Source organism: Venatorbacter sp. C2-1 (assembly GCF_022832715.1).
GTDB lineage: Bacteria > Pseudomonadota > Gammaproteobacteria > Pseudomonadales > Oceanobacteraceae > Venatoribacter > Venatoribacter alkanivorans.
This window is the reverse complement of the sequence record NZ_CP094879.1, coordinates 1,803,956-1,823,948: the sequence shown is the minus strand read 5'-3', so window position 1 is coordinate 1,823,948 and position 19,993 is coordinate 1,803,956. Positions and strand designations below refer to the sequence as shown.

At 52.9% G+C, this 19,993-nt stretch carries 22 protein-coding genes; 10 read left to right on the top strand and 12 right to left on the bottom strand.

Going from position 1 to position 19,993, the window contains the following annotated elements; all coding sequences use genetic code 11:
- The first annotated feature begins 2 nt into the window (after positions 1-2).
- Positions 3-695 carry an electron transport complex subunit RsxG gene (rsxG, locus tag MT343_RS08110; RefSeq protein WP_186435898.1) on the top strand — a complete coding sequence of 231 codons (693 nt, stop codon included), beginning with the start codon at positions 3-5 and terminating at the stop codon, positions 693-695.
- Positions 696-697: 2 nt separating this feature from the next.
- Complete coding sequence (locus MT343_RS08105; protein WP_145469001.1) at positions 698-1,411, top strand: electron transport complex subunit E; 714 nt, start codon at positions 698-700, stop codon at positions 1,409-1,411.
- Positions 1,412-1,719: 308 nt separating this feature from the next.
- Here MT343_RS08105 and MT343_RS08100 read toward each other — a convergent pair whose 3' ends face one another.
- Entirely contained in the window at positions 1,720-2,541 is an 822-nt protein-coding gene (locus tag MT343_RS08100; protein ID WP_145469002.1) for a hypothetical protein, read from the bottom strand.
- Positions 2,542-2,852: 311 nt separating this feature from the next.
- Between MT343_RS08100 and trhO the strand changes: the two genes are divergently transcribed.
- Together trhO and MT343_RS08090 are read left to right on the top strand one after the other, a co-directional pair.
- A complete protein-coding gene (gene trhO / locus MT343_RS08095; RefSeq protein WP_145469003.1) occupies positions 2,853-3,848 on the top strand; it encodes an oxygen-dependent tRNA uridine(34) hydroxylase TrhO in 996 nt (331 codons plus the stop codon).
- Between the two features lie 254 nt (positions 3,849-4,102).
- Positions 4,103-4,642: a hypothetical protein gene (locus MT343_RS08090; protein WP_145469004.1), complete on the top strand. Its 540-nt coding sequence runs from the start codon at positions 4,103-4,105 to the stop codon at positions 4,640-4,642.
- A 92-nt stretch (positions 4,643-4,734) separates the two neighbouring features.
- On the opposite strand, the gene metE is transcribed toward MT343_RS08090, so the two are convergent.
- Together metE and MT343_RS08080 are read right to left on the bottom strand one after the other, a co-directional pair.
- Positions 4,735-7,023: a 5-methyltetrahydropteroyltriglutamate--homocysteine S-methyltransferase gene (metE, locus tag MT343_RS08085; protein WP_145469005.1), complete on the bottom strand. Its 2,289-nt coding sequence runs from the start codon at positions 7,021-7,023 to the stop codon at positions 4,735-4,737.
- 115 nt (positions 7,024-7,138) lie between these two features.
- Positions 7,139-7,768, bottom strand: a complete 630-nt coding sequence (locus MT343_RS08080) for a DUF3833 domain-containing protein (RefSeq protein ID WP_145469006.1) — start codon at positions 7,766-7,768, stop codon at positions 7,139-7,141.
- Positions 7,769-7,907: 139 nt separating this feature from the next.
- Between MT343_RS08080 and MT343_RS08075 the strand changes: the two genes are divergently transcribed.
- The gene (locus tag MT343_RS08075) at positions 7,908-8,555 is read left to right on the top strand and encodes a class I SAM-dependent methyltransferase (RefSeq protein WP_145469007.1); all 648 of its coding nucleotides are present in this window, start codon (positions 7,908-7,910) and stop codon (positions 8,553-8,555) included.
- 333 nt (positions 8,556-8,888) lie between these two features.
- Here the strand turns inward: MT343_RS08075 and MT343_RS08070 are convergent, their stop codons facing one another.
- Positions 8,889-9,965: a permease gene (locus MT343_RS08070; RefSeq protein ID WP_225691888.1), complete on the bottom strand. Its 1,077-nt coding sequence runs from the start codon at positions 9,963-9,965 to the stop codon at positions 8,889-8,891.
- 319 nt (positions 9,966-10,284) lie between these two features.
- Entirely contained in the window at positions 10,285-10,731 is a 447-nt protein-coding gene (locus MT343_RS08065) for a MerR family transcriptional regulator (RefSeq protein WP_145469009.1), read from the bottom strand.
- Between the two features lie 260 nt (positions 10,732-10,991).
- On the opposite strand from MT343_RS08065, the gene MT343_RS08060 reads away from it, so the two are divergent.
- Positions 10,992-12,608 (top strand): GGDEF domain-containing protein, encoded by a 1,617-nt coding sequence (locus MT343_RS08060; protein ID WP_186435899.1) that lies wholly within the window; start codon positions 10,992-10,994, stop codon positions 12,606-12,608.
- Here MT343_RS08060 and purT read toward each other — a convergent pair.
- From purT to MT343_RS08040, 4 genes are read right to left on the bottom strand one after another with little or no spacing between them, the layout of a single operon-like run.
- Positions 12,571-13,767: a formate-dependent phosphoribosylglycinamide formyltransferase gene (purT, locus tag MT343_RS08055; RefSeq protein ID WP_145469011.1), complete on the bottom strand. Its 1,197-nt coding sequence runs from the start codon at positions 13,765-13,767 to the stop codon at positions 12,571-12,573. The genes MT343_RS08060 and purT overlap by 38 nt on opposite strands.
- A 34-nt stretch (positions 13,768-13,801) precedes the next feature.
- Complete coding sequence (locus tag MT343_RS08050; RefSeq protein ID WP_145469012.1) at positions 13,802-13,999, bottom strand: DUF1289 domain-containing protein; 198 nt, start codon at positions 13,997-13,999, stop codon at positions 13,802-13,804.
- Positions 13,996-14,520, bottom strand: a complete 525-nt coding sequence (locus tag MT343_RS08045) for a gamma carbonic anhydrase family protein (protein WP_145469013.1) — start codon at positions 14,518-14,520, stop codon at positions 13,996-13,998. Before MT343_RS08045 ends, MT343_RS08050 begins: the two co-directional genes overlap by 4 nt.
- Positions 14,521-14,530: 10 nt before the next feature.
- Positions 14,531-15,103, bottom strand: coding sequence for a CoA pyrophosphatase (locus MT343_RS08040; protein ID WP_145469014.1), 573 nt, complete (start codon positions 15,101-15,103; stop codon positions 14,531-14,533).
- 334 nt (positions 15,104-15,437) lie between these two features.
- On the opposite strand from MT343_RS08040, the gene MT343_RS08035 reads away from it, so the two are divergent.
- Positions 15,438-15,788: a DUF3135 domain-containing protein gene (locus MT343_RS08035; RefSeq protein ID WP_186435900.1), complete on the top strand. Its 351-nt coding sequence runs from the start codon at positions 15,438-15,440 to the stop codon at positions 15,786-15,788.
- A 75-nt stretch (positions 15,789-15,863) separates the two neighbouring features.
- Entirely contained in the window at positions 15,864-16,415 is a 552-nt protein-coding gene (locus MT343_RS08030; protein ID WP_145469016.1) for an NUDIX hydrolase, read from the top strand.
- Between the two features lie 23 nt (positions 16,416-16,438).
- On the opposite strand, the gene MT343_RS08025 is transcribed toward MT343_RS08030, so the two are convergent.
- Positions 16,439-16,750: a Nif3-like dinuclear metal center hexameric protein gene (locus MT343_RS08025; RefSeq protein WP_145469017.1), complete on the bottom strand. Its 312-nt coding sequence runs from the start codon at positions 16,748-16,750 to the stop codon at positions 16,439-16,441.
- 94 nt (positions 16,751-16,844) lie between these two features.
- Between MT343_RS08025 and MT343_RS08020 the strand changes: the two genes are divergently transcribed.
- Entirely contained in the window at positions 16,845-18,455 is a 1,611-nt protein-coding gene (locus tag MT343_RS08020) for a methyl-accepting chemotaxis protein (RefSeq protein ID WP_145469018.1), read from the top strand.
- 92 nt (positions 18,456-18,547) lie between these two features.
- Here MT343_RS08020 and MT343_RS08015 read toward each other — a convergent pair whose 3' ends face one another.
- A complete protein-coding gene (locus MT343_RS08015) occupies positions 18,548-18,817 on the bottom strand; it encodes a YkgJ family cysteine cluster protein (RefSeq protein ID WP_186435901.1) in 270 nt (89 codons plus the stop codon).
- Positions 18,818-18,856: 39 nt separating this feature from the next.
- Positions 18,857-19,258 (bottom strand): hypothetical protein, encoded by a 402-nt coding sequence (locus MT343_RS08010; protein ID WP_145469019.1) that lies wholly within the window; start codon positions 19,256-19,258, stop codon positions 18,857-18,859.
- Between the two features lie 174 nt (positions 19,259-19,432).
- Between MT343_RS08010 and MT343_RS08005 the strand changes: the two genes are divergently transcribed.
- A complete protein-coding gene (locus MT343_RS08005) occupies positions 19,433-19,993 on the top strand; it encodes a hypothetical protein (RefSeq protein ID WP_145469020.1) in 561 nt (186 codons plus the stop codon).

Genomic DNA, 19,993 nt, shown 5'->3' with positions numbered 1-19,993 from the left:
CCATGAACGATTTACTGCAATCTATCCGTCGCAATGCCATTGGTCTCGGCCTGTTTGCCATGGTCACCGCCGGAGCCATCGCGGTGGCGCAGGTCGGCACCAAAGAGCGTATCGAGCACAATATCCGTATGGCTCAGGCCAAAGCGCTGAATGAAATTGTGCCGGCCGGCAGCTACGACAACGACCTGCTGACCGATGTGATCGCCGTCGATAAACGCTTTAACCAGCAGTTGCTTGGCCCCTTGCCGGACGATGCCCAGATTCATCTGGCGCGCACCAATGGCCGGGTTAACACCGTGATTCTGCCAGTGGTTGCTCCGGATGGTTACACCACCCAGATTGCTGTACTGGTTGGCGTACACGCCGACGGCAGCATTGCCGGTGTGCGGATTATTGAGCACAAAGAAACACCGGGACTGGGCGATAAAATCGACCGTAAAAAATCCGACTGGGTACTGGGCTTTAACGATAAAAGCCTGAATAACCCGAAAGCAGAACGCTGGGCGGTAAAAAAAGACGGTGGCGATTTTGACCAGTTTACCGGCGCGACCATTACCCCGAGAGCGGTTGTTAAAGCGGTAAAACTGGCGCTGAAATTTTTTGAATTACATAAAAACGAACTGCTGGGACAACGTCTGACCGAACCACAATCAGTGTCCGGCCAGTTACCCCAGCGTTCAGGCAGCGGAGAATAATGATGGCAACGAAATCCCTGCGCGACATCAGCCTCGACGGCTTATGGCATAACAACCCCGCTCTGGTGCAGCTTTTGGGCCTGTGCCCGTTGCTGGCGGTGACCGGCTCAGTGGTGAACGCCCTCGGTTTGGGTCTGGCGACTATGATGGTGCTGGTAGGCTCGAATTTTTCTGTGTCCTTAATCCGCAACCACGTACCCGATGCCGTGCGTCTGCCCGCCTTTGTGATGATTATTGCCTCCTTTACCACAGTCGCAGAGCTGGTAATGCAGGCATTCACTTACGAGTTATACGAAGTGCTGGGTATCTTTATTCCGCTGATCGTTACCAACTGCGCCATTCTTGGCCGTGCCGATGCCTTTGCCTGTAAAAACCCGATTATTCCGTCGGTGGTTGACGGTTTTACCATGGCGCTGGGCTTTACCATCGTGCTGATTATTCTCGGCGCGATGCGTGAAATTCTCGGCCAGGGCGTGATTTTCTCCGATATGCAGTTACTGTTCGGCCCGGCCGCCGCCAGCTGGAAAATTGAGCTGGTAAAAGACTACCCCGACTTTTTATTCGCCATTCTGCCACCCGGGGCTTTTATGGCGATGGGTCTGTTAATTGCGCTGAAAAATATCATCGACGATAAGCTGAAAGAAAAAGCCGAAGCGCAGAAAGCACCGGTTGAAGCCGGCAGTAAGCGGGTGCGGGTGACTGGTAAAATCAGCTGAGAACGACTGAACATAAAACAATAAAAAACACCGCTACGCCGGTGTTTTTTATTGCCCATTATTATTCCGCCAATACTCTGCACAGCAGTTTCTCGTTCCTACGCTCTGCGTGGGAATGCAACTGTGCCAGCAAGGGGCTACCACGCAGAGCGTGGGAGCCAGGTGAAAACACCGCAATGGCGGTGTTTTTTTATGCTTTCTCGTTCCTTTCTCCTCCCTACGCTCTGCGTGGGAATGCAACTGTGCCAGCAAGGGGCTACCACGCTGAGCGTGGGAGCCAGGTGAAATGCTCTGCACAGCAGTGTTGTTTAAAACGACATCCCCTCACACTCACCTTCCGGCCAGGAAGCCTGCTGCATGGGTAAGAATTCATCCTCACTCACGGCTCCATACAACAGATCACTGAAAAACGCGGTATGCAGCCACAACTGCTCCTGCTGCCAGCGTAAACCACCGGGCAGAACAATAGCATCCTGCAACGCCAGCCACTGGCATTCGCCGTCTTCATAAACCTGAAGCTCCATGCTCTGGCCCTGAAGCCTTATATAAACCCGGGTTTGTTCAGAACTCTGTAGCTGCCAGACGCCCTGAAACTGCTCGCGCAGGAGTGCCAGCGGCAGGTTACTGTTCCAGTGCTCGGCCGCATTCAGACGCCAGATAACCTCTGGTGAGCTCTGCCTCTCAGAATTGTTGCGCAACCGCCCATTCAGCTGGCGTATAACCCGGCCGTACTGGCGCATCGTCAGCTTAAAACGGACACCGGCAGCATCAACAGCCTCCTCTGCCGCTTCGGCAACAAGCTGCAGCGCAATACGGTAATCACCCGGCGCCAGCTGATGGTCGATATGCAACCGCTGACGTACCGCGGAGTGCTCACTGGCATCAGTCTGCTCCAGCCAGACAGGAAGGGTTTCGCCAAAGGGATGGGTCGGGCGGATGATTTCACCGGAAGGTGCCATCAGCCACAGCTCGGAAGCGGTACTGCCCTGCCAGGACAATTCGATGGTCACAGCCTCATCATGCCCGGTAACAGAAGTACTGACAGCGGTCGCAAGAACACTGACACTCAGCAGTAAAAACAGGCAGCCAAGACAGGCCGAACGGTAATATCGCAGGCTAATCAATCGCACAGGTCACTCCTTTGCCGGTACGAAAAACTCTTGCCGAACTTAGCGTGCCAGCGCGGTGGCCGCTATTGGCTGCGATTAATTTCAACCAATATTCCTAAGCCTGCCTTAATGGCAGGCTTAATGGCCACCCAATGACGGTCTGACAGCAACGCACCATCAGACAGCCAGGGCAAAGCCCGCCGTACTGGGCAGGCCGCACGATTCCGGTATAATGCCGCCCGCCTTATTGCCGCTCACGGCAACAGGCTTTGATATTTGACCGTACTTTTCACCCCTGCACCGGATTTACGTTCCGGCCAGCCGAGGACAATATGAACACTCCTGCTACAAGCCCTTACGTCGTTTGTGCGATGTATAAATTCGTTACCCTGGATAACTTCGAAGACCTGCGCCAGCCACTGCTGGATGAAATGCTGCGTCTGGATGTAAAAGGCACCCTGTTACTGGCCGCCGAAGGCATTAACGGTACCGTGGCCGGTTCGCGTGAAGGCATCGACGCCCTGCTCGATTACCTGCGCCGTGATGAACGCCTGAAAGACATCGATCATAAAGAATCCTACGACGATGACATGCCGTTTTACCGCACTAAGGTAAAACTGAAAAAAGAAATCGTAACCCTGGGTGTTGAAGGCATCGACCCGAAACGCGTGGTGGGTACTTACGTAAAACCAGCCGACTGGAACGCCCTGATTTCTGATCCGGACGTGGTGCTTGTCGATACCCGTAACGACTACGAAGTGGAAATCGGTACTTTTAAGGGCGCCCTCGACCCGCGCACCAAAACCTTCCGCGAATTTCCGCAATACGTGAAAGAAAATCTCGACCCGGAGAAAAACAAAAAGGTTGCGATGTTCTGTACCGGCGGTATCCGCTGCGAAAAATCCACTGCGTATTTAAAAGAGCAGGGTTTTGAAGAGGTGTATCACCTCGAAGGCGGCATCCTGAAATATCTGGAAGAAATTCCGCAGGAAGAATCCCTGTGGGAAGGCGAATGCTTTGTGTTCGACAACCGCGTCACGGTGAATCATCAGCTGGAAAAAGGCGATTACGACCAATGTCACGCCTGTCGCCGACCAATTACCGAAGCCGATAAAGAACACGAGCATTATGTGCCCGGTGTCAGCTGCCATCACTGCCATGACGAGTTCGACGACGCTCAGCGCGAACGTTTCCGTCAGCGTGAACTGCAGATGCAATTAGCCAGACAACGTGGCGAAGAGCACCTCGGCAATGATCTGGCCTCCGTTATTGAAAAGCGCCGCCAGGAAAAACTGGCCTTAAAAGAACAGCAGCGTAAGCGCAGCTGATTCCCTTGCGGGCCTGTTTATTGTGATAAACAGGCTCTGCATTCTCTCCTTTCCTGCAATTTTTCCCGCTATAAATCCCGCCCGGTCCTCCGCTAAGCACTCCTGCTGAAGATGTCTGCCGATTTACTTTTCCCGCGGATTACTCTGTTCCTCGGGGCAATCATTGAGCCAGCCCGGAAATCCAGCTAATTTCAGGCCTCGACAAAAAGCACACAGCGATAGCGACTGACCAGACTCCGCTCAGGGAATACATAATGAAAATAATAAAGATGCCGCAAGGGTTGCACGAAGTATTTGGTGAACAGCAATCAGCCGCCGAAATAGTTGCCACGCTGATGTTTGCACTGGCCGGCAGTGCTGTCATGTATTTTGGCCTGTACCAGCCAACACATCCCGGAGTTACCTGGATGACCGTGCTTGGAATGCTTCTGGTGGCCGATGTTTTCGCCGGTTGTGTCGCTAACTTTACCCACGGCACTAACCGTTTTTACGCCGGGCGCCCAAAAGGCCGGCTGATTTTTATTCTGATTCATGTACACATACTGGCCATCGCCTGGCTTCTGGGAGCGCCATTTGAATACGCATTACTCACCTGGATATACACCATCGCAGCCGCTCTGATTATTAACCAGCTGCAGGGACATAAACTGCAGACCTTTTTTGGGGCCTTTTTAATGTGTATCGGTCTGTTAGTGCTGATTGCCCTGCCAATACCGGCCTGGTTTCTGCTGTGCTGCGTATTTTTTATGGTGAAGGTGGTGTTCAGTTTTGCGGTTAATCATTACCCGCAGTAACGCGCAAAAAAAGGGCAGAGGTAGCGTTCACCACCTCTGCCCAAAGCGTCTGATTTTTTTGGCCTTTAACCGGCTCAGGCCAGCCTGTTTATTCAGGCCTGCTCGGTTACCTTAACCTCAGTACGCAATTGCACGGCAACAGCCACCATGGCTTCCAGCGCCGGAATCACTTCTTCCCAGCGGCGGGTTTTCAGGCCGCAGTCCGGGTTCACCCAAAGATTTTCCGCAGCAACAACATCGAGCGAGTCACGCAGAATAGTCAGCATCGCGTCAGTGGCCGGAATATTCGGACTGTGAATATCGTAAACCCCCGGGCCAATGCCATTGTTGTACGGCGAGCTTTTAAGGGTTGCGAGTAATTTACTGGCCGAGCGCGCGGTTTCCAGCGTAATGACGTCAGCGTCCATGCCCTGAATCGCCGGCAGAATATCGTCAAAGTCGGCATAACACATATGGGTATGAATCTGGGTGGCGGCAGCCACACCGGTCACACTGAAACGGAAGCTGTTCACCGCCCATTGCAGATACTGCTTATGCGCCGCTTTACGCAGTGGCAGGCCCTCACGCAGCGCCGGTTCATCCACCTGAATAATACGGATACCGGCACGTTCCAGATCCTGCACTTCGTCACGCAACACCGCCGCCAGCTGATAAGCCGTAGCTGACCAGGGCTGGTCATCGCGCACAAATGCCCATTTTAAAATAGTGACCGGACCGGTGAGCATGCCTTTCATGCGCTTATCGGTCTGGCTCTGGGCAAATTCGCTCCAGCGCACGGTCATTGGCTGCGGACGTTCAATATCGCCATAAATAATCGGCGGTTTAACGCAACGCGAACCATAACTCTGTACCCAGCCGTTGGCCGATACTGCAATGCCCTCCAGCTGCTCGCCGAAATATTCCACCATGTCGTTGCGTTCGGCTTCGCCGTGTACCAGAACATCCAGACCAATCTGTTCCTGCACCCGGATGGCATGCACGATTTCGGCTTTTAAACCATCTTCATATTCTGCCAGCGTCAGCTCGCCCTGTTTAAAACGACGACGTAACTGGCGGATTCCACTGGTCTGCGGAAAAGAACCAATAGTGGTGGTCGGGAACAGCGGTAATTGCAGTAATTCCTGCTGTAATGCCGCGCGCTCGTTAAAAGGTAAATCGCGCTGCCAGTCGAACGCTGCAGCATCGGCGGCCCGTTGTTTTACCGTGGCTTTATGTACCGCGGTTGAGGTACGGCGCGCCTGAATGGCATCGGCCTGTGCCTGCCAGGCGGCAGAGCTGAGCACGTCGCTGTTATTTAATGCATTGCGCAGCAATACGCCCTCTTCCAGTTTTTGCTGAGCAAACGCCAGCCACTGGCCAACGCCATCCGACAGCTGATATTCACCGGCGGCGTCATAGGGTACATGCAACAATGAACAGGAAGTGCCCAGCCATAAACGCTCGCCCAGTTGCTGCTTGGCTTCCAGCAAAGATTCACGGATCGCATTTAAATCGGAACGCCAGATATTGCGCCCATCAATAACGCCCAGCGACAGCACTTTATAAGGCCCGATACGATCAAGCGCCGGTGTCAGCTGTTCCGGTGCACTGACCAGATCCAGATGCACACCCTGCACCGGCAGATTCAGCGCCAGGCTGAGGTTGTCTTCCAGACCATTAAAATAGGTAGTCAGCAGCAGATTCAGGCCATTATTACGCAGGGTGTGATACGCCGGTTCAAACGCCTGCGCCCAGTCCGACGGTAAATCGAGGGCTAAAATCGGCTCATCCAGTTGCAGCCAGTCGATGCCTTCGGCTTTTAACAGGGCAAATAATTCGGAATACAGCGGCAGTAATTTAGCCAGCAGGTTCAGGCGATTGCTGTTATCCAGACTTTTGCCCAGATACAGATAACTCAGAGGCCCCAGTACCACGGCTTTTACTTTCGGATACACCGCCCGCGCGGCACGGATTTCTTCCAGCAGTAATTCCGGTTGCAGGCGGAATTCATCCTCTGCCCGACACTCAGGCACCAGATAGTGATAGTTGGTATCGAACCATTTGGTCATTTCGCTGGCATGGCTGGTACAGCCACAAGGGGTACGGCCACGGGCCGCCAGAAACAGCTGGTTCAGCGCATCGTCGCCATGGCGCGCGCGCTCCGGCAGATGGCCAAACAGATAGCTGGTATTGAGCACATGGTCGTAAAGGGCAAAGTCACCAGCGGTAATAAAATCGGCGCCCGCCTGCAGCTGACGTTGCCAGTTCGCCAGACGCTGGGTATGTGCCACATCCAGCAGTTCCTGCTGTGTGCTGTTACCGGCCCAGAACGATTCCAGCGCCCATTTGAGTTCGCGTTGCTGACCGACGCGCGGAAAGCCGAGAGTATGAAAAAGTGTCATCGTAATATCTCAATGATTGAATGATTTTCACATTCTGGCCAAATTCAATCATGAGATAAAACGATGATTTCTAATACAAAGTTGAATTTATTTAATAGATAAACTCATCAGTGTCTCAGTCGCGCGCGCTCAAACACTGATATCCGTCCGGCATTTTACGCATCACCAGCAGCACCTGGCCGACATGAATCCCCCATTTGCTCATACGGGTTTCGTTAATTACCACGCCGTCGGCGACCTGAAACATCCAGTCATCCATATCCAGGTCGATGGTATCGCCGGGCTTGCCATAACGCAGGGTGTAGGCCATCTGAATGCTGTTACCGGCATGCTTCATGGTGGTCGGCTGCGGCACATCCGTGGCGCTGGCGTGATACCCGCCGGTGCTATTGGGCGTCAGCGTCCAGACGCGGGTTTCCTCGACAGCGGAGGCACCGGGTTCATCATAGAAGTAAAAAACTTCATCAAGAGTGCCGGTTTCAGAACCGTTACCCTGATCTTCCCAGCTGGCAAGAATACGGGCATTAAACTGGCGGATCTGCTTGCCGGAGCGGTCACGCACCACCCCGTCGGCACAGATGGTGCCATCAAAAAAGGTGCGCGGATCAAGCAGCGGAGCGCGCCCGGCGTACTCATCGACCTGCACGCCGGCACAGCCTGTTAACAGCGCACTGGCTGCCAGCAGCAGAGCGGCGGGAAACAGTCCGCGGGAAGCTACAACGGGTCTGGACTCGGATAAATTCATAAAGCCTCCATAAAACCTATACAAATTACTGTACAGAATTATACAAAGAAGCATTGGTAGCAATAGCTCAATTCTGTTGCGGCTGATAAAAAACCCAGTAGACTGGCGCTCAACATAGTCTGTCAAAGCGCTTTCTATCATGCCCCGCCTCGAAATCTTCGCCGAAGATCATATGCAGTATGCCTATGGCATTTACCTTTTTACCGCGAAACACCCTTTGGTCCGCAAACTGAAAAAAGTGGCTAAGCCAAGCGTCCACGGCCATAAAACCTGGTCGTCCAGTTTTCTTTTGATGGACTGGCTGAGCAGCAACCCGCTGGCGAAAAACACCCGGGTACTGGAGCTTGGCTGTGGCTGGGGGCCGGCGGCGGTCTATTGTGCCAGCCAGCAACAGGCCAAAGTGACCGGTCTGGATGTCGATGACAGCGTATTTCCGTATCTGGATATGGTGGCTGCCGCAAACGATGCCAAAGTGCGTCCGTTACACGCATCCTTTAACGATATGAAAGGTCAGAATCTGGCGAAATTCGATTGTATTATCGGTGCCGATATCTGTTTCTGGGATGAAATGGTCAGCGATTTACTGCGCCTGTTTAAACGCGCAAAAAAAGCCGGCGTTAAACAGATTATTCTGGCCGATCCGGGGCGTTCAACCTTCGATGAGTTAACCAATCGTTGTGAAAAACTCTGGCCTGCGGCCTTTACCTACGAGCATTGGTTTGCCCTAGAACCGAACCGTTTTGAAGGACGGTTGATGATTCTGGATTTCACCAGGCTTCCGGTATAAAAACCTGCTTTTAAAAAAACGCCGCACTAATCTGGCTAGGGCCTGTTAACACTAATTAAACAGGCCTGTTATCGGCTAAAAAATTCTCAAACAAGGCGCTGAGAGTGTGGCCTAACGGGTTAAGCGAACGAACAGCAACGCAGGATGAGGGATTTTTAGCCATAACCCTTCGGGCTGAGGCCAGTTTTCCTCATTAACGTCGTCGTTCGTCATTCATTTAGCCCGCTAATATCACTCCTCTCTCCTTGTTCTGAGAAAAACTGGCTCTCAGCAGGCCCGATTCACGTAGTGTTAACAGGCCCTAGTGCGGCGTTTTTATTTACTGCAGAACAATTACACCCCGGCGGTATTCATCAGCCAGCCAATCAGCAGTACCTGCGGCACGGTAATCAGCGGTAAAAACAGCGCGATTTTCCAGCTTCTGGTGGTGTTTTGCAGCGCCATGATTTCAGTGTAATCGGTAGCGGCTCCGGCCATCAGGAAGGTAAAGGCATTGCCCGGCGCCGCCGCGCGGTTAAATAAATCGGCGGCAATCGGACTGGAGCCTTCGGAGCAGACTTCAATAATGGTCGTGGCCAGCAGCGTCATTAACAGTCCGGTAAAGCTGGCACCAAACCAGATGCCGAAGCTGTCTTCCGGCACAAAGGCACGCACCAGTGCAATTAACACCACACCAAAGAATACCCAGCGCAACACCATTTTGGATTCTTTAAAGCCCTGCCAGAACATCTTTAACAGCGACGGTACTGACCAGTCATTGTCTTTCCAGGTATTTTTCAGCGTTGGCAGAAAGGGAACCTGCTGAAATTCGCCCTGATTCGGATTGGCCGGCAACGTACCGCGCTCAACCAGTCGATCAAAAATCCAGCCGCTGATCCAGGCAATCAGCAGAGAGGCGGCAATAAATAACAACGTCCATTTAAGGCCTATCAGTCCAATCAGAATTAACGTCAGCGTTAAAGAATTCCATGGACTGGCAATCAGGAAAGCCATCACCTGACCGATACTGGCGCCACGTTCATACAGCTTCATCGCCACCATTAAAATGCCGTGGTTACACAGGTCGAGCAGCAAGCCGGCCAGCGTCGCACGGAATAATCCCCGCTTACTGCCGCCCCTCCCCAAAACCGACATCACCAGCTCACGCGGAATACGCCCCAGCAAGCCGACAAAGAACGAGGCGGTCAGAATCCCCCACCACATGGCGTTAACCATTTCATACGAGGTATGCAGCATCACGCCCAGCCAGGGCAGACTGCTGTCAGGCTGATGACCCAACAATAAAAAACCGATATAGCCCAGCACCACAAAACTGCCGCAGCCCCATAAGATCCAGTCGATGCGGCCTTTTTCTGCCGGCGGACAGCAACCGCCTGACTCACCGCTTTCGGTACCACAGGAAGCTGCCACTGCGGACGTGCTGCCGCAACACGAACTCTCAGCGACTTTCGCTTCAGCCGCACAACACGAGGCCGGTTTTGCCGCTGCTGATGTTTTCGCACTGCCGCAACATGAGCTTTCGCTGCTATTTACTTCAGTTTTTTTTACTTCCGCGTTTTTTACTTCCGCGGCACAACATGACACTGGCTCTGCTGATGTTTTCGCACTGCCGCAACACGAACTCTCAGTTGCTTTCATTTCAGTTTCTTTCGTTTCAGTAGCGCAGCATGAGCCCTGCTCAGCTTGCTTTGATTCCTTCTCACTGCCGCAGCAGCTCTTTCGTTCCGTATCAGTCATGCTGAGATTCTCCCCGACTTCCACAACGTTCACTCAGATGCACATCGGCACCTTCTATCAAATGACAGATATGTTCTCCACAAGGGACACAATCAGGTTGCCCGGCCCACTGCTCAACCGCCTGCTCCATCCGCGCGACCAGAGCCTGCATCGCCGCCAGACGCGCCCGGGCCTCTGACAACCGGGGTTCGATCAGCTGGCGTACCGTAGGACAAGGCGATTCCCCCTGTTCTGCGGCCTGCAGCATGGTCTGGATATCTTCCAGCGTGAAGCCCAGATCCCGCGCCTGCAGAATAAAACGCAGGCGCTTGTGCTCTGCCACAGTAAAATGATGATAACCACTGTCGTCTTTGCCAGGTTTCAGTAATCCGATCCGCACATAATGGCGGATGGTATTGGCATTAACCTGCTCGCGTCTGGCCAGTTCCAGTACCCGCATAGTCTTCTCCTGCCCGAACATACTTCAGTATTAACGCAGCTTAAACCTTTGAGTAACTCACAGGTCAAGTGGTGTTTTCAGCCGTTTTCCGCAAATTGTCACCCCACAGCCGGATACAGATCAGAAAACGGCCTGAAAAAACCGCAGGTTACGCATTTTATCGCGCCGCTTCGGCTATGCTTTTAAAGTCAGTGACGAAACCGTCTGCATAGCCGGTCAACCGCACTGAGGGTTCGTAACAGACCTAAATGAGACTGTCCATGCCACTGCACCCGGCCGGACAACCAGACAGAGACCTTATGTTTTCTATCCGTCAGCTGTTTCTTTTTCTTTCGATCATTTTTATTGCCCTGCTATTCGCCGGGTTACTGTTGGTGCGCTGGCTGTGGTTTTATCCGGCCGAACTGAACACGGCACTGGAAACGCAGAAGAACGAAATGTTCAGCCTCAACAGTGTGCTGGAACTGAAGAAAGAAACCCTGGCAACCTTTGTTTCCGACTATGCCAACTGGGACGATACCTGGCATTACGTTCAGGAACCTTATAGAGAATACATCGCCACTAACTTTACTGACACCACCTTCGAATCACTGAAGCTGTCCGGTGCCCTGCTGCTCAATAATCAGCGTGAGCCTGTCTTTAATCTTGAATACAACAGTGAGTCATCGCTTGTAACCAGCAACAGCACGCGTCTGCTTTACTGGTTGCAACAGGGTGGCGTTGAACATCTGAATGACCAGCCAACAACGCTGTTTCAGAGCATTGATGAATCACCGTATCTGTTAGCCATCAGCCCGGTAATGCACTCCGATAACTCAGGGCCAAGGCAAGGCTGGCTTATTTTTTTCCAGTTGCTTGATGATGACATACTGTCTGTCTGGAAACGGATTACCCGCATCCCGCTGATGCGGACAGACATACCGCAGAATGCCGTCGACCTGCTCACCAGCCCCGAGGACGCACAGACATTTCATGACCGCTGCCTGATGTCACCGGAGCAACAGCCGGTGTACTGTTTCCGCATTCATCATCAGCAGGAACTGCCGCAATTCCTCAGTTCCAATGTCATCACAGCCTTTCTGCTGATTGCGCTGATTCCGGGCATTATTTTTATTCTTCTGGTTCATTTACTGATTACTCCAATCCGTAAAGCAACCGATTTGCTGGAGTTAAATAATAAAGACGGCATGCTGCGTCCGGTACTGTTCACCACACCACTCCGCATCCGTGAGTTGCGCCAGCTGCGCGATACCTACAACCAGCTGGTATATACCGCCCGCCAGCAACAGGCGCGTCTTGAACAGCTGTCCAATACAGATCGGCTGACCAACATTCCCAATCGCCGTGCCTTCGATGACGCATTGGAATCCACCTGGAAACGCCTGAAACGACATAAACAGTCCGCTGCCTTAATTCTGGTGGATATTGATTATTTCAAACGCTTTAACGACCACTATGGTCATCAGGTGGGTGATGATGCGCTGCACCGCGTTGCCCAGGCGTTAAAAAGCTGTGCCAAACGTACCGATGAAATTACCTCGCGCTTTGGCGGCGAAGAGTTTGCGCTGATTTTATATATTGATGATGCCAACAATCTGGATGCGGTACGCCACAGAATCCGCGAGAGCATCCGCGAATTGAATATCCGCCATGAACACTCATTGGTCAGCAAACAACTGACCATCAGTTTTGGTATTGCATGGATCCGGGAATCCGGCCCGTGGCTGGAAAATATGTCAAAAGAAGAATGGTTAAGAGCGGCAGACGCCGCTCTCTACGAGGCCAAAGCTTCCGGGCGTAACTGCAATATGCTGCAGATTATTACCCCGGAAATGCCTTTTACAGAGTCACCTGTATGGCAGCAATCACCCGATTAGCCTTGTCTTTCGCCGCCTGAATACTTTCATCACGGGCCAGCGCCACACCTAAACGGCGCTTACCGGATACCTCAGGCTTACCGAATAAACGCAGCTGAGTATGAATTTCAGCCAGCGCCTTATCCAGACCGGAATACTGCATCGTGGTGGATTCACCCGCCACCAGCAGCACCGAGGATGCCGATGGACCATGCTGCTGAATATTCGGAATCGGCAGCCCCAGAATCGCCCGCGCATGCAGGGCAAATTCGGATAAATCCTGTGAAATGAGTGTAACCAGCCCGGTATCGTGCGGGCGTGGTGAAACTTCACTGAAAATCACCTCATCGCCTTTGACGAACAGCTCAACGCCAAACAGTCCCAGTCCGCCCAGATCATCAGTCACCACTTTGGCAATATGCTGCGCTTTCGCGTGTGCGGCTTCCGTCATCGCCTGCGGCTGCCAGGATTCCTGATAATCACCGTCTTCCTGGCGATGGCCAATAGGCTCACAGAAACTGGTCACCGTATTGCCGTTGCTGTCTTTATGGCGAATGGTCAGCAGCGTGATTTCAAAATCAAAGTCGACAAAACCTTCAACAATCACTTTGCCCTTACCAGCGCGGCCGCCTTCCTGCGCATAAGCCCAGGCGCGGGCCAGCTCACTTTGCTCACGCACAAAGCTCTGTCCTTTGCCGGAGGAACTCATGATCGGCTTCACCAGACACGGCAAACCAATGGCTTCTGCCGCTTTCAGGAAATCCTCTTCGTTATCGGCAAACTGATAACTTGAGGTCGGAACCTTGAGCGTTTCCGCCGCCAGACGACGGATGCCTTCGCGGTTCATGGTCAGCTGGGTGGCGCGGGCGGTCGGGATAATGCGCACGCCCTCCTGCTCCAGCTCGGCCAGCGTTGCGGTAGCAATGGCTTCGATTTCAGGCACCACCAGATGCGGTTTTTCCTGTTCGATCACCGCACGCAGCGCTGCGCCATCGAGCATATTCACCACATGGCTGCGATCAGCCACCTGCATCGCCGGTGCATTCGCATAGCGGTCAGCGGCAATCACTTCACAGCCCAGACGCTGCAGTTCAATTACAACTTCTTTGCCCAGCTCGCCGGCACCGCACAGCAGCACCCGGGTGGCTGTCGGAGAAAAAGGGGTTCCCAGTGTTGTCATGGTGTTGTCCATCAGAAAGAAAAGAAGTGGCCGGTCAGTCGGCCTTTACGGGGGTAAAATTCATCGCATCCTGCTCGCGCGCTGCCACTTTTTGCAGTACAGCCCGGCGCTCGTCATCGCTGTAGCGCCCCCAGCGGCTGATTTCTTCGCCGCTGCGGTAACAGCCGACACAGACATCATTTTCATCCAACGCACAGATACTCACGCACGGGGAGCGGACCGGAGTCGTCACAGTTCAATCTCCTGCAGTTGTTCGCGGTAGCGTTTGGCATTGTGCACGTAGTGCGCGGCACTGCCTTCCAGCATTTTGCATTGCATCTCATTCAGCTGGCGCTTAATCACCGCAGGCGACCCTACGACCAGTGAACCATCGGGAATTTCCATGTTTTCCGGCACAAGCGCATTCGCACCAATAATGCAGTGCTTGCCGATTTTCGCGCCGTTCAGCACCACCACATTAATACCGATCAGCGAATAATCGCCAACCGTACAGCCGTGCAGCATGGCGTTATGACCCACCGTTACACCCTTGCCCAAGGTCAGCGGGATACCGGAGTCGGTATGCAGCACCGCGTTATCCTGCACATTGGAATGCTCACCAATGGTGATCAGATCGTTATCACCGCGGATAACCACACCAAACCAGATGCTGCTGTTGTCGCCCAGAACAACACTGCCGATCACTCTGGCGCCGTCGGCAACAAACACATCCTGTCCACGGGTCGGACGACGCTCGCCCAGCTGATAAAACATAGAGTTCTTCCTATACCTTGTACGGAATATCGCAATCCCAGAGATGATTCATCATCTCCGCAATCATCATGGCGGTCAGCCCCCAGATGTGGAAGCCATTGAAATCGTAACTGGGAATGCGGATCTGGCCGCGCTCAAAATAACGGCTGGGCGGCAACTGAAAATGACTTAACGGAACTTTAAATACCGCATCCAGTTCACCCGGATTGGCAATCAGCGGCTCTTCCGGTGGAATAAGCCCTAACACCGGCGTTACCAGATAGCCGAAGCGTGACACCACCTGATCCAGCTCCCCCAGAACCCTGACACGGTTGCGTGCCAGTGCCACTTCCTCTTCAGCCTCACGCAGTGCCGTAATAATAATGTTCTGATCTTCCGGGTCACGCTTGCCGCCAGGAAAAGCAACTTCTCCCTGATGGGTCGATAAATGCACGGCCCGGCGGGTTAACACCACCTGCGGCTGCTCTTCGTCGGTGAGGGCAACCAAAACACCAGCTTCAGCCAGATCGGGTTGCTGCACTTTTCGTGGCTGATGTTGCTGCAGACGCAGCTGCAGATAGTCGAAGAGCGGAGATGAATTCATAACGTCATTGTAATGTCTGGATGAAAAGCGAGCCAGTACTGCTCTGGCTTACGTAACAAATAAGGGATTTTTTATATTTTTTAGTCATTAAAAGCTCCGACTATTGTATGAATCCTCACAGGAGGATCATCACAACCACTCTCAGATCGTTTACTTAACATTCTGTTTTTAAACGATTTAAGCCATAGGAAGTGATCAGTCCTGACCATTTTTATTAATTAATTCAGTCATTTAGCCGGCTTTTTCAGACGGACAAAAGGATTCTGTCACATCTTGCAATTCGGTAGACTAAAACCAGAGAAATGCAAACAAAAACCTGCACGGAGTGCCTGTTGTGCAACTGCCGCCCTTTGATGAACTGAAACAACTGGCCAATCACAATCCGGAAGCTCTGGAAGCGTTGCGCCAGCAACTGATCGAGCAGACCATTAACAGCGCAGGTGAAGATTTCCGCCGCCGTCTGCGCGGCCTGCAATTTCAGATTGATATGGAACGCCAGCGTGCCAGTAATCCATTATCGGCCTGCCTGCGCATGTCACGTATGATGCACGAGCGTCTGCACTGCATGGTCGAGAGTCTGAATTTCAGTGACGACGGCAACGCAGATGCACTTCTCAGCCGCAACACAGCCAATAACGCTGGTGTTGCCAATGTTATCCCTTTTCCGTTCCGGGCCAGTTCCTGAGTCAGTTATACTCGGCCAGGGTCTGTTAACATTAATTAAACAGGCCCTAATCTTTATTCAGCGGCCGGACATCCCATGAAATACTGCAGCCATTGTGCCAGTGAACTTACCTTTATCATCCCTGACGGCGATAACCGCCCGCGGTTTGTCTGCCCCGCCTGCAACGCCGTTTTTTACCAGAACCCCCGTATAGTGGCCGGTACGCTGCCGGTTCATAAAGGGCAGATACTGCTCTGCCGCCGGGCCATCGAACCGCGCCGGGAGTTCTGGACCCTGCCAGCGGGCTTTATGGAAAACGGCGAAAGCACCGAGCAAGCCGCTTTACGTGAAACCTGGGAAGAAGCCCGCGCGGTCGTACAGCTGCAATCCCTGTTCAGCATGATCACGGTGCCGCATATTGATCAGGTACATATATTCTTTCTTGCCGAACTGGAAAAAGCAGAATTTGCTGCGGGCGATGAAAGCCTTGAGGTAGCCCTGTTTCATGAAGACGACATCCCCTGGAAAGAGCTGGCCTTTCCTACCGTCAGCAAGACGTTAAAACGCTATTTCGCCAACCCGTCAGCTCAGCAGGCAACCCATGTATTTGATATCGATATATCCCAGGCTCTGGCGAAGGGGTTGTAGTGAAGGGATTGCAGCAACCGGATTTATAAGGGCGCCAGCTGCCATACATCGTATGCTGGCTCTTCGTATGGGTGCGCCACTTTCAGAGCCTGAACGGCGGCGCCGATCAACTCATCCGCACAGACCATTTCCACACGGTATTCCTCGACCTGCTCCAGCTGACCGGCCTGCCCGATAAAAGGATTGGCCGCCGCTGACGGGCGGAACTGACCGATGCCTGCAACCTGCCAGCAGCATTCCTGATATTCACCTATTTTTCCTGCACCGGCAGAAAAGACAGCGTCCTTCACCTTTTCAAGATCCGGCGCAGGCACATAAAACACCAGTTTGTACATTATTTTTCTTCCTCTCGATAATTTAGTCAGTTGCCAGTAATGGTCTAGGCTTGAATATAACGTCCGTCATGCCGCCATCTACTAAGGAAATTTCATGAAGGGTAATAGCCAGTCCATTCAGCATAAAGTTTACTTTGCTTTAGGCAGTATCTTTTTGCTGGTCCTCATTGTTGTTATCAGTGTTGCAGTATCCGCTGAGCGTAAAATGAGCTCAGATATGGTTCATGCCCAACTGCGGGATAAAGCTTCAGGCTATCTCGATACCATGAATATGCTGATGATATCCGGCGCGATATCAAACCGCGAATTGGTACGCACCAAGCTGCTGTCCGACAACAATATTGTCGAAGCGCGGATGCTGCGCAGCCCGAAAATTGATGCGCTGTATGGTAAGGGGCTTGATCACGAGTATCCCCTTGATGAACTCGACCGGCGGGCACTGGCCGGCGAGGAAATTCTTATTGAAAACGACAGCAAAGACGGCCACACCCTGACCTTTCTCACCCCGGTTCTGGCCCATGAGGATTACCGCGGCACCAATTGCCTCGGCTGCCATCAGGCCAAAGAAGGTGATGTCCTTGGTGCCATCCGCATCAGCTACTCGCTGGACGAACTTGATGGCCATATTTTCAACAACATGCTCAAGATGGGACTGATTCAGGCAGCCATGTTTATTGCCGCGTTGATTATTCTTTCCCTGCTGCTGCGCAAAGTCATTATTTCTCCGGTGCGCCGTATGCACCGCACACTGGATCAGATGGAACGCAAGTCCGATCTGACGCAACTGGTAAAAGTCGACAGTGCTGACGAAATCGGCCGCACAGCAATGGCCCTCAATAAAATGATTGAGCGCTTCTCTGACTCGCTGCGCCAGGTGGTCAGTTCTTCCGGCGAACTTGAGGACGCGGCGAAAAATATCAACGTGTCGTCCAGCCAGTCACTACAGGCCGCCCAGTCACAAAAAGCGGAAACCACACAGATTCAGCATGCCATTGAAGAGCTGCACGAAAGTATTCAGCTGGTTATGGCCAACGCGGAACAAAGCAGCCAGGCTTCTGCCGAGGCCAAGGTTGTCGCCCGTAACGGCGTGATTAAAACCGATCAGGCATCGGCCAGTATCAGCAACATGAATACCGCGATTCAATCAACCGCAGAGGTAATCGCATCGCTTGATCAGCGCAGCAATAATGTTGGCGGCGTACTGGGTGTTATTAAAGGCATTGCCGAGCAAACCAACCTGCTGGCGCTGAACGCAGCCATCGAAGCTGCCCGGGCCGGGGAATCCGGCCGCGGCTTTGCGGTGGTCGCCGATGAGGTACGCACACTGTCGCAGCGCACACACGAGTCGACCCAGGAAATTGAAAGCATGATCGAGCAACTGCAATCAGAAGCACGTCATGCGGTCGATTCCATGCACAATGCGCAGAGCATTGCCGAAGAAGGCATGGAGCGGGTAAACGAGGCAGCCAAAGCCCTGCACAGCATGACCGAGCACGTTGACCGTATGAGCAGCCTGAACGACGAAACGCTGAAACGTATGCATATGCAGGTCGAAGTCGGACGTAATGTGAGTCAGGGTATTGAAAGTATCAGCAGCCATTCCCTCAACACCTCACAGAGCGCCGAGCAGACCACCGATATTGCCAAGCGTCTGGTGAATATGGCCAACCACCTCAGCACTCTGGTGAAGAAATTCCGCCTCTGACCCGGGCAGACGTCTCCAGAGAACAACAACGCCAGAAACAAAAAAGCAGCCAATGGCTGCTTTTTTGTTTCTTTTCATGGGTGCCAATAGGCTCAGTGCGAACGGACAATAATCGCCGTTGAATCTTCCAGCAGAGTCAGGTTATCCAGCGCTGTCTGATTGTCCGTACCGCACACTTCCTCATCGGCTTTAAAATCGCCACATACCGCAGGCCGGCGCGGATCACCAAAAAGCAGACACAGATTATGTTCATCCAGCTGTACGCAGCGCTCACCGGCGGCTTTACCGCCGGGCATACCGGGAATAGGAGAAGAGATAGAGGGGGCAATGCAACAGGCACCACAACCGAGTCGGCAATCCACAAACACCTCATACAACACAATGATATGAGGCCATTCACCTCAGTAACGGTAGCGGGTTGCGTCCTGCAGTTCTTTTTTCTGCATTAAGCGCCACATAGTCAGATTAAAGCGCAGAGCATATTGGCGCAGCCGCGCCAGTTTTGCCGGGTCATCTTCGACATTGGCAAAGGTTTCCCAACGCTTATTCAATGGCCGGATACGATACTCCCGCCGCACCTTATCGGCTTCCGCATCTTTCAAACCGGGCAATTCTACGCCATCTGCCAGCTGAATTCCGACAAATTCATATTGCCCCGTGCGAAAGCTATCGCGGGCATCCTGTACCGGATAAGCCAGCAGGTTCTGATCATCACCAGCCCATGCCGCAGGAATAGCCATCAGCGCCAGAAACAGACTCGCAGATAACACCGGCAATAACGGGCGTAAAAACAGCATCAGCATACACACTCTCTAATTATAAAGAGTATCAGTATAGACCGTTGCAGAGCGCCTGAAGGCCGTCCGGCTTGCCATCCCCAAAAGGCTGGGATAGCCTTGGCGCCAGCCTGAATATCCGCCTTATCAGCAGCGTAACAACACGTTTGATAAGCTCAGAAAATGACTAAGGACGACCCGATGCAAAGCACTCTGCGCGCTTCTCTGCTGATCTCAGCGCTTGCTTTTTGCTCAGCGCCGATACTGGCCGCCGATAACAGCGAACCAACCAATTTCCGTGTGGGTGCCGGGCTCTTTCAGGCCGATATAGGTAATGCTCCTTCTTATCTGCCCAACGGCGAGCAACAGGGATTCAGCCTGTTCGCCGAATTCCCACAAAGCAACCATGCCGCCTCGCGCTTTATTCTTTACCGCCTTAATGGTGAGGATGACATCCAATTGCAGGGCGGCGAAACCCAGCTGATGTGGGGCTGGGGGCTGGCCGAACCCGGCTTGCGTATCTACACCGGGCCAGCCTGGCACTATGAAAAAATGCTGGTTCAGCGTGCTGCCGGCGATCATTACCGTGTGTTTAACGGCTGGGGATGGCAGTTTGGTGTGGGCGCTCAGTTTGATGCCATCATCCTCGACCTAGCCGCCACCCTGCGTGATCCCAAGGATTACAACAGCGAAAATCTTCAGGCCGGCGCCAGCAAAGGTGACGTCTGGACCCATAATCTGCTGCTCAGTTATCGCTTTTAA

What these genes read in the sequence shown, in the direction of transcription:
- MT343_RS08040 (WP_145469014.1), bottom strand. Translation starts at nt 15,103, where the DNA reads ATGAATTCATCTCCGCTCTTCGACTATCTGCAGCTGCGTCTGCAGCAA.
- metE (WP_145469005.1), bottom strand. Translation starts at nt 7,023, where the DNA reads ATGACACTTTTTCATACTCTCGGCTTTCCGCGCGTCGGTCAGCAACGC.
- MT343_RS08045 (WP_145469013.1), bottom strand. Translation starts at nt 14,520, where the DNA reads ATGTTTTATCAGCTGGGCGAGCGTCGTCCGACCCGTGGACAGGATGTG.
- MT343_RS08010 (WP_145469019.1), bottom strand. Translation starts at nt 19,258, where the DNA reads ATGCTGATGCTGTTTTTACGCCCGTTATTGCCGGTGTTATCTGCGAGT.
- MT343_RS08030 (WP_145469016.1), top strand. Translation starts at nt 15,864, where the DNA reads ATGAAATACTGCAGCCATTGTGCCAGTGAACTTACCTTTATCATCCCT.
- trhO (WP_145469003.1), top strand. Translation starts at nt 2,853, where the DNA reads ATGAACACTCCTGCTACAAGCCCTTACGTCGTTTGTGCGATGTATAAA.
- MT343_RS08105 (WP_145469001.1), top strand. Translation starts at nt 698, where the DNA reads ATGGCAACGAAATCCCTGCGCGACATCAGCCTCGACGGCTTATGGCAT.
- MT343_RS08005 (WP_145469020.1), top strand. Translation starts at nt 19,433, where the DNA reads ATGCAAAGCACTCTGCGCGCTTCTCTGCTGATCTCAGCGCTTGCTTTT.
- MT343_RS08025 (WP_145469017.1), bottom strand. Translation starts at nt 16,750, where the DNA reads ATGTACAAACTGGTGTTTTATGTGCCTGCGCCGGATCTTGAAAAGGTG.
- MT343_RS08080 (WP_145469006.1), bottom strand. Translation starts at nt 7,768, where the DNA reads ATGAATTTATCCGAGTCCAGACCCGTTGTAGCTTCCCGCGGACTGTTT.
- MT343_RS08090 (WP_145469004.1), top strand. Translation starts at nt 4,103, where the DNA reads ATGAAAATAATAAAGATGCCGCAAGGGTTGCACGAAGTATTTGGTGAA.
- rsxG (WP_186435898.1), top strand. Translation starts at nt 3, where the DNA reads ATGAACGATTTACTGCAATCTATCCGTCGCAATGCCATTGGTCTCGGC.
- MT343_RS08060 (WP_186435899.1), top strand. Translation starts at nt 10,992, where the DNA reads ATGCCACTGCACCCGGCCGGACAACCAGACAGAGACCTTATGTTTTCT.
- MT343_RS08075 (WP_145469007.1), top strand. Translation starts at nt 7,908, where the DNA reads ATGCCCCGCCTCGAAATCTTCGCCGAAGATCATATGCAGTATGCCTAT.
- purT (WP_145469011.1), bottom strand. Translation starts at nt 13,767, where the DNA reads ATGACAACACTGGGAACCCCTTTTTCTCCGACAGCCACCCGGGTGCTG.
- MT343_RS08065 (WP_145469009.1), bottom strand. Translation starts at nt 10,731, where the DNA reads ATGCGGGTACTGGAACTGGCCAGACGCGAGCAGGTTAATGCCAATACC.
- MT343_RS08020 (WP_145469018.1), top strand. Translation starts at nt 16,845, where the DNA reads ATGAAGGGTAATAGCCAGTCCATTCAGCATAAAGTTTACTTTGCTTTA.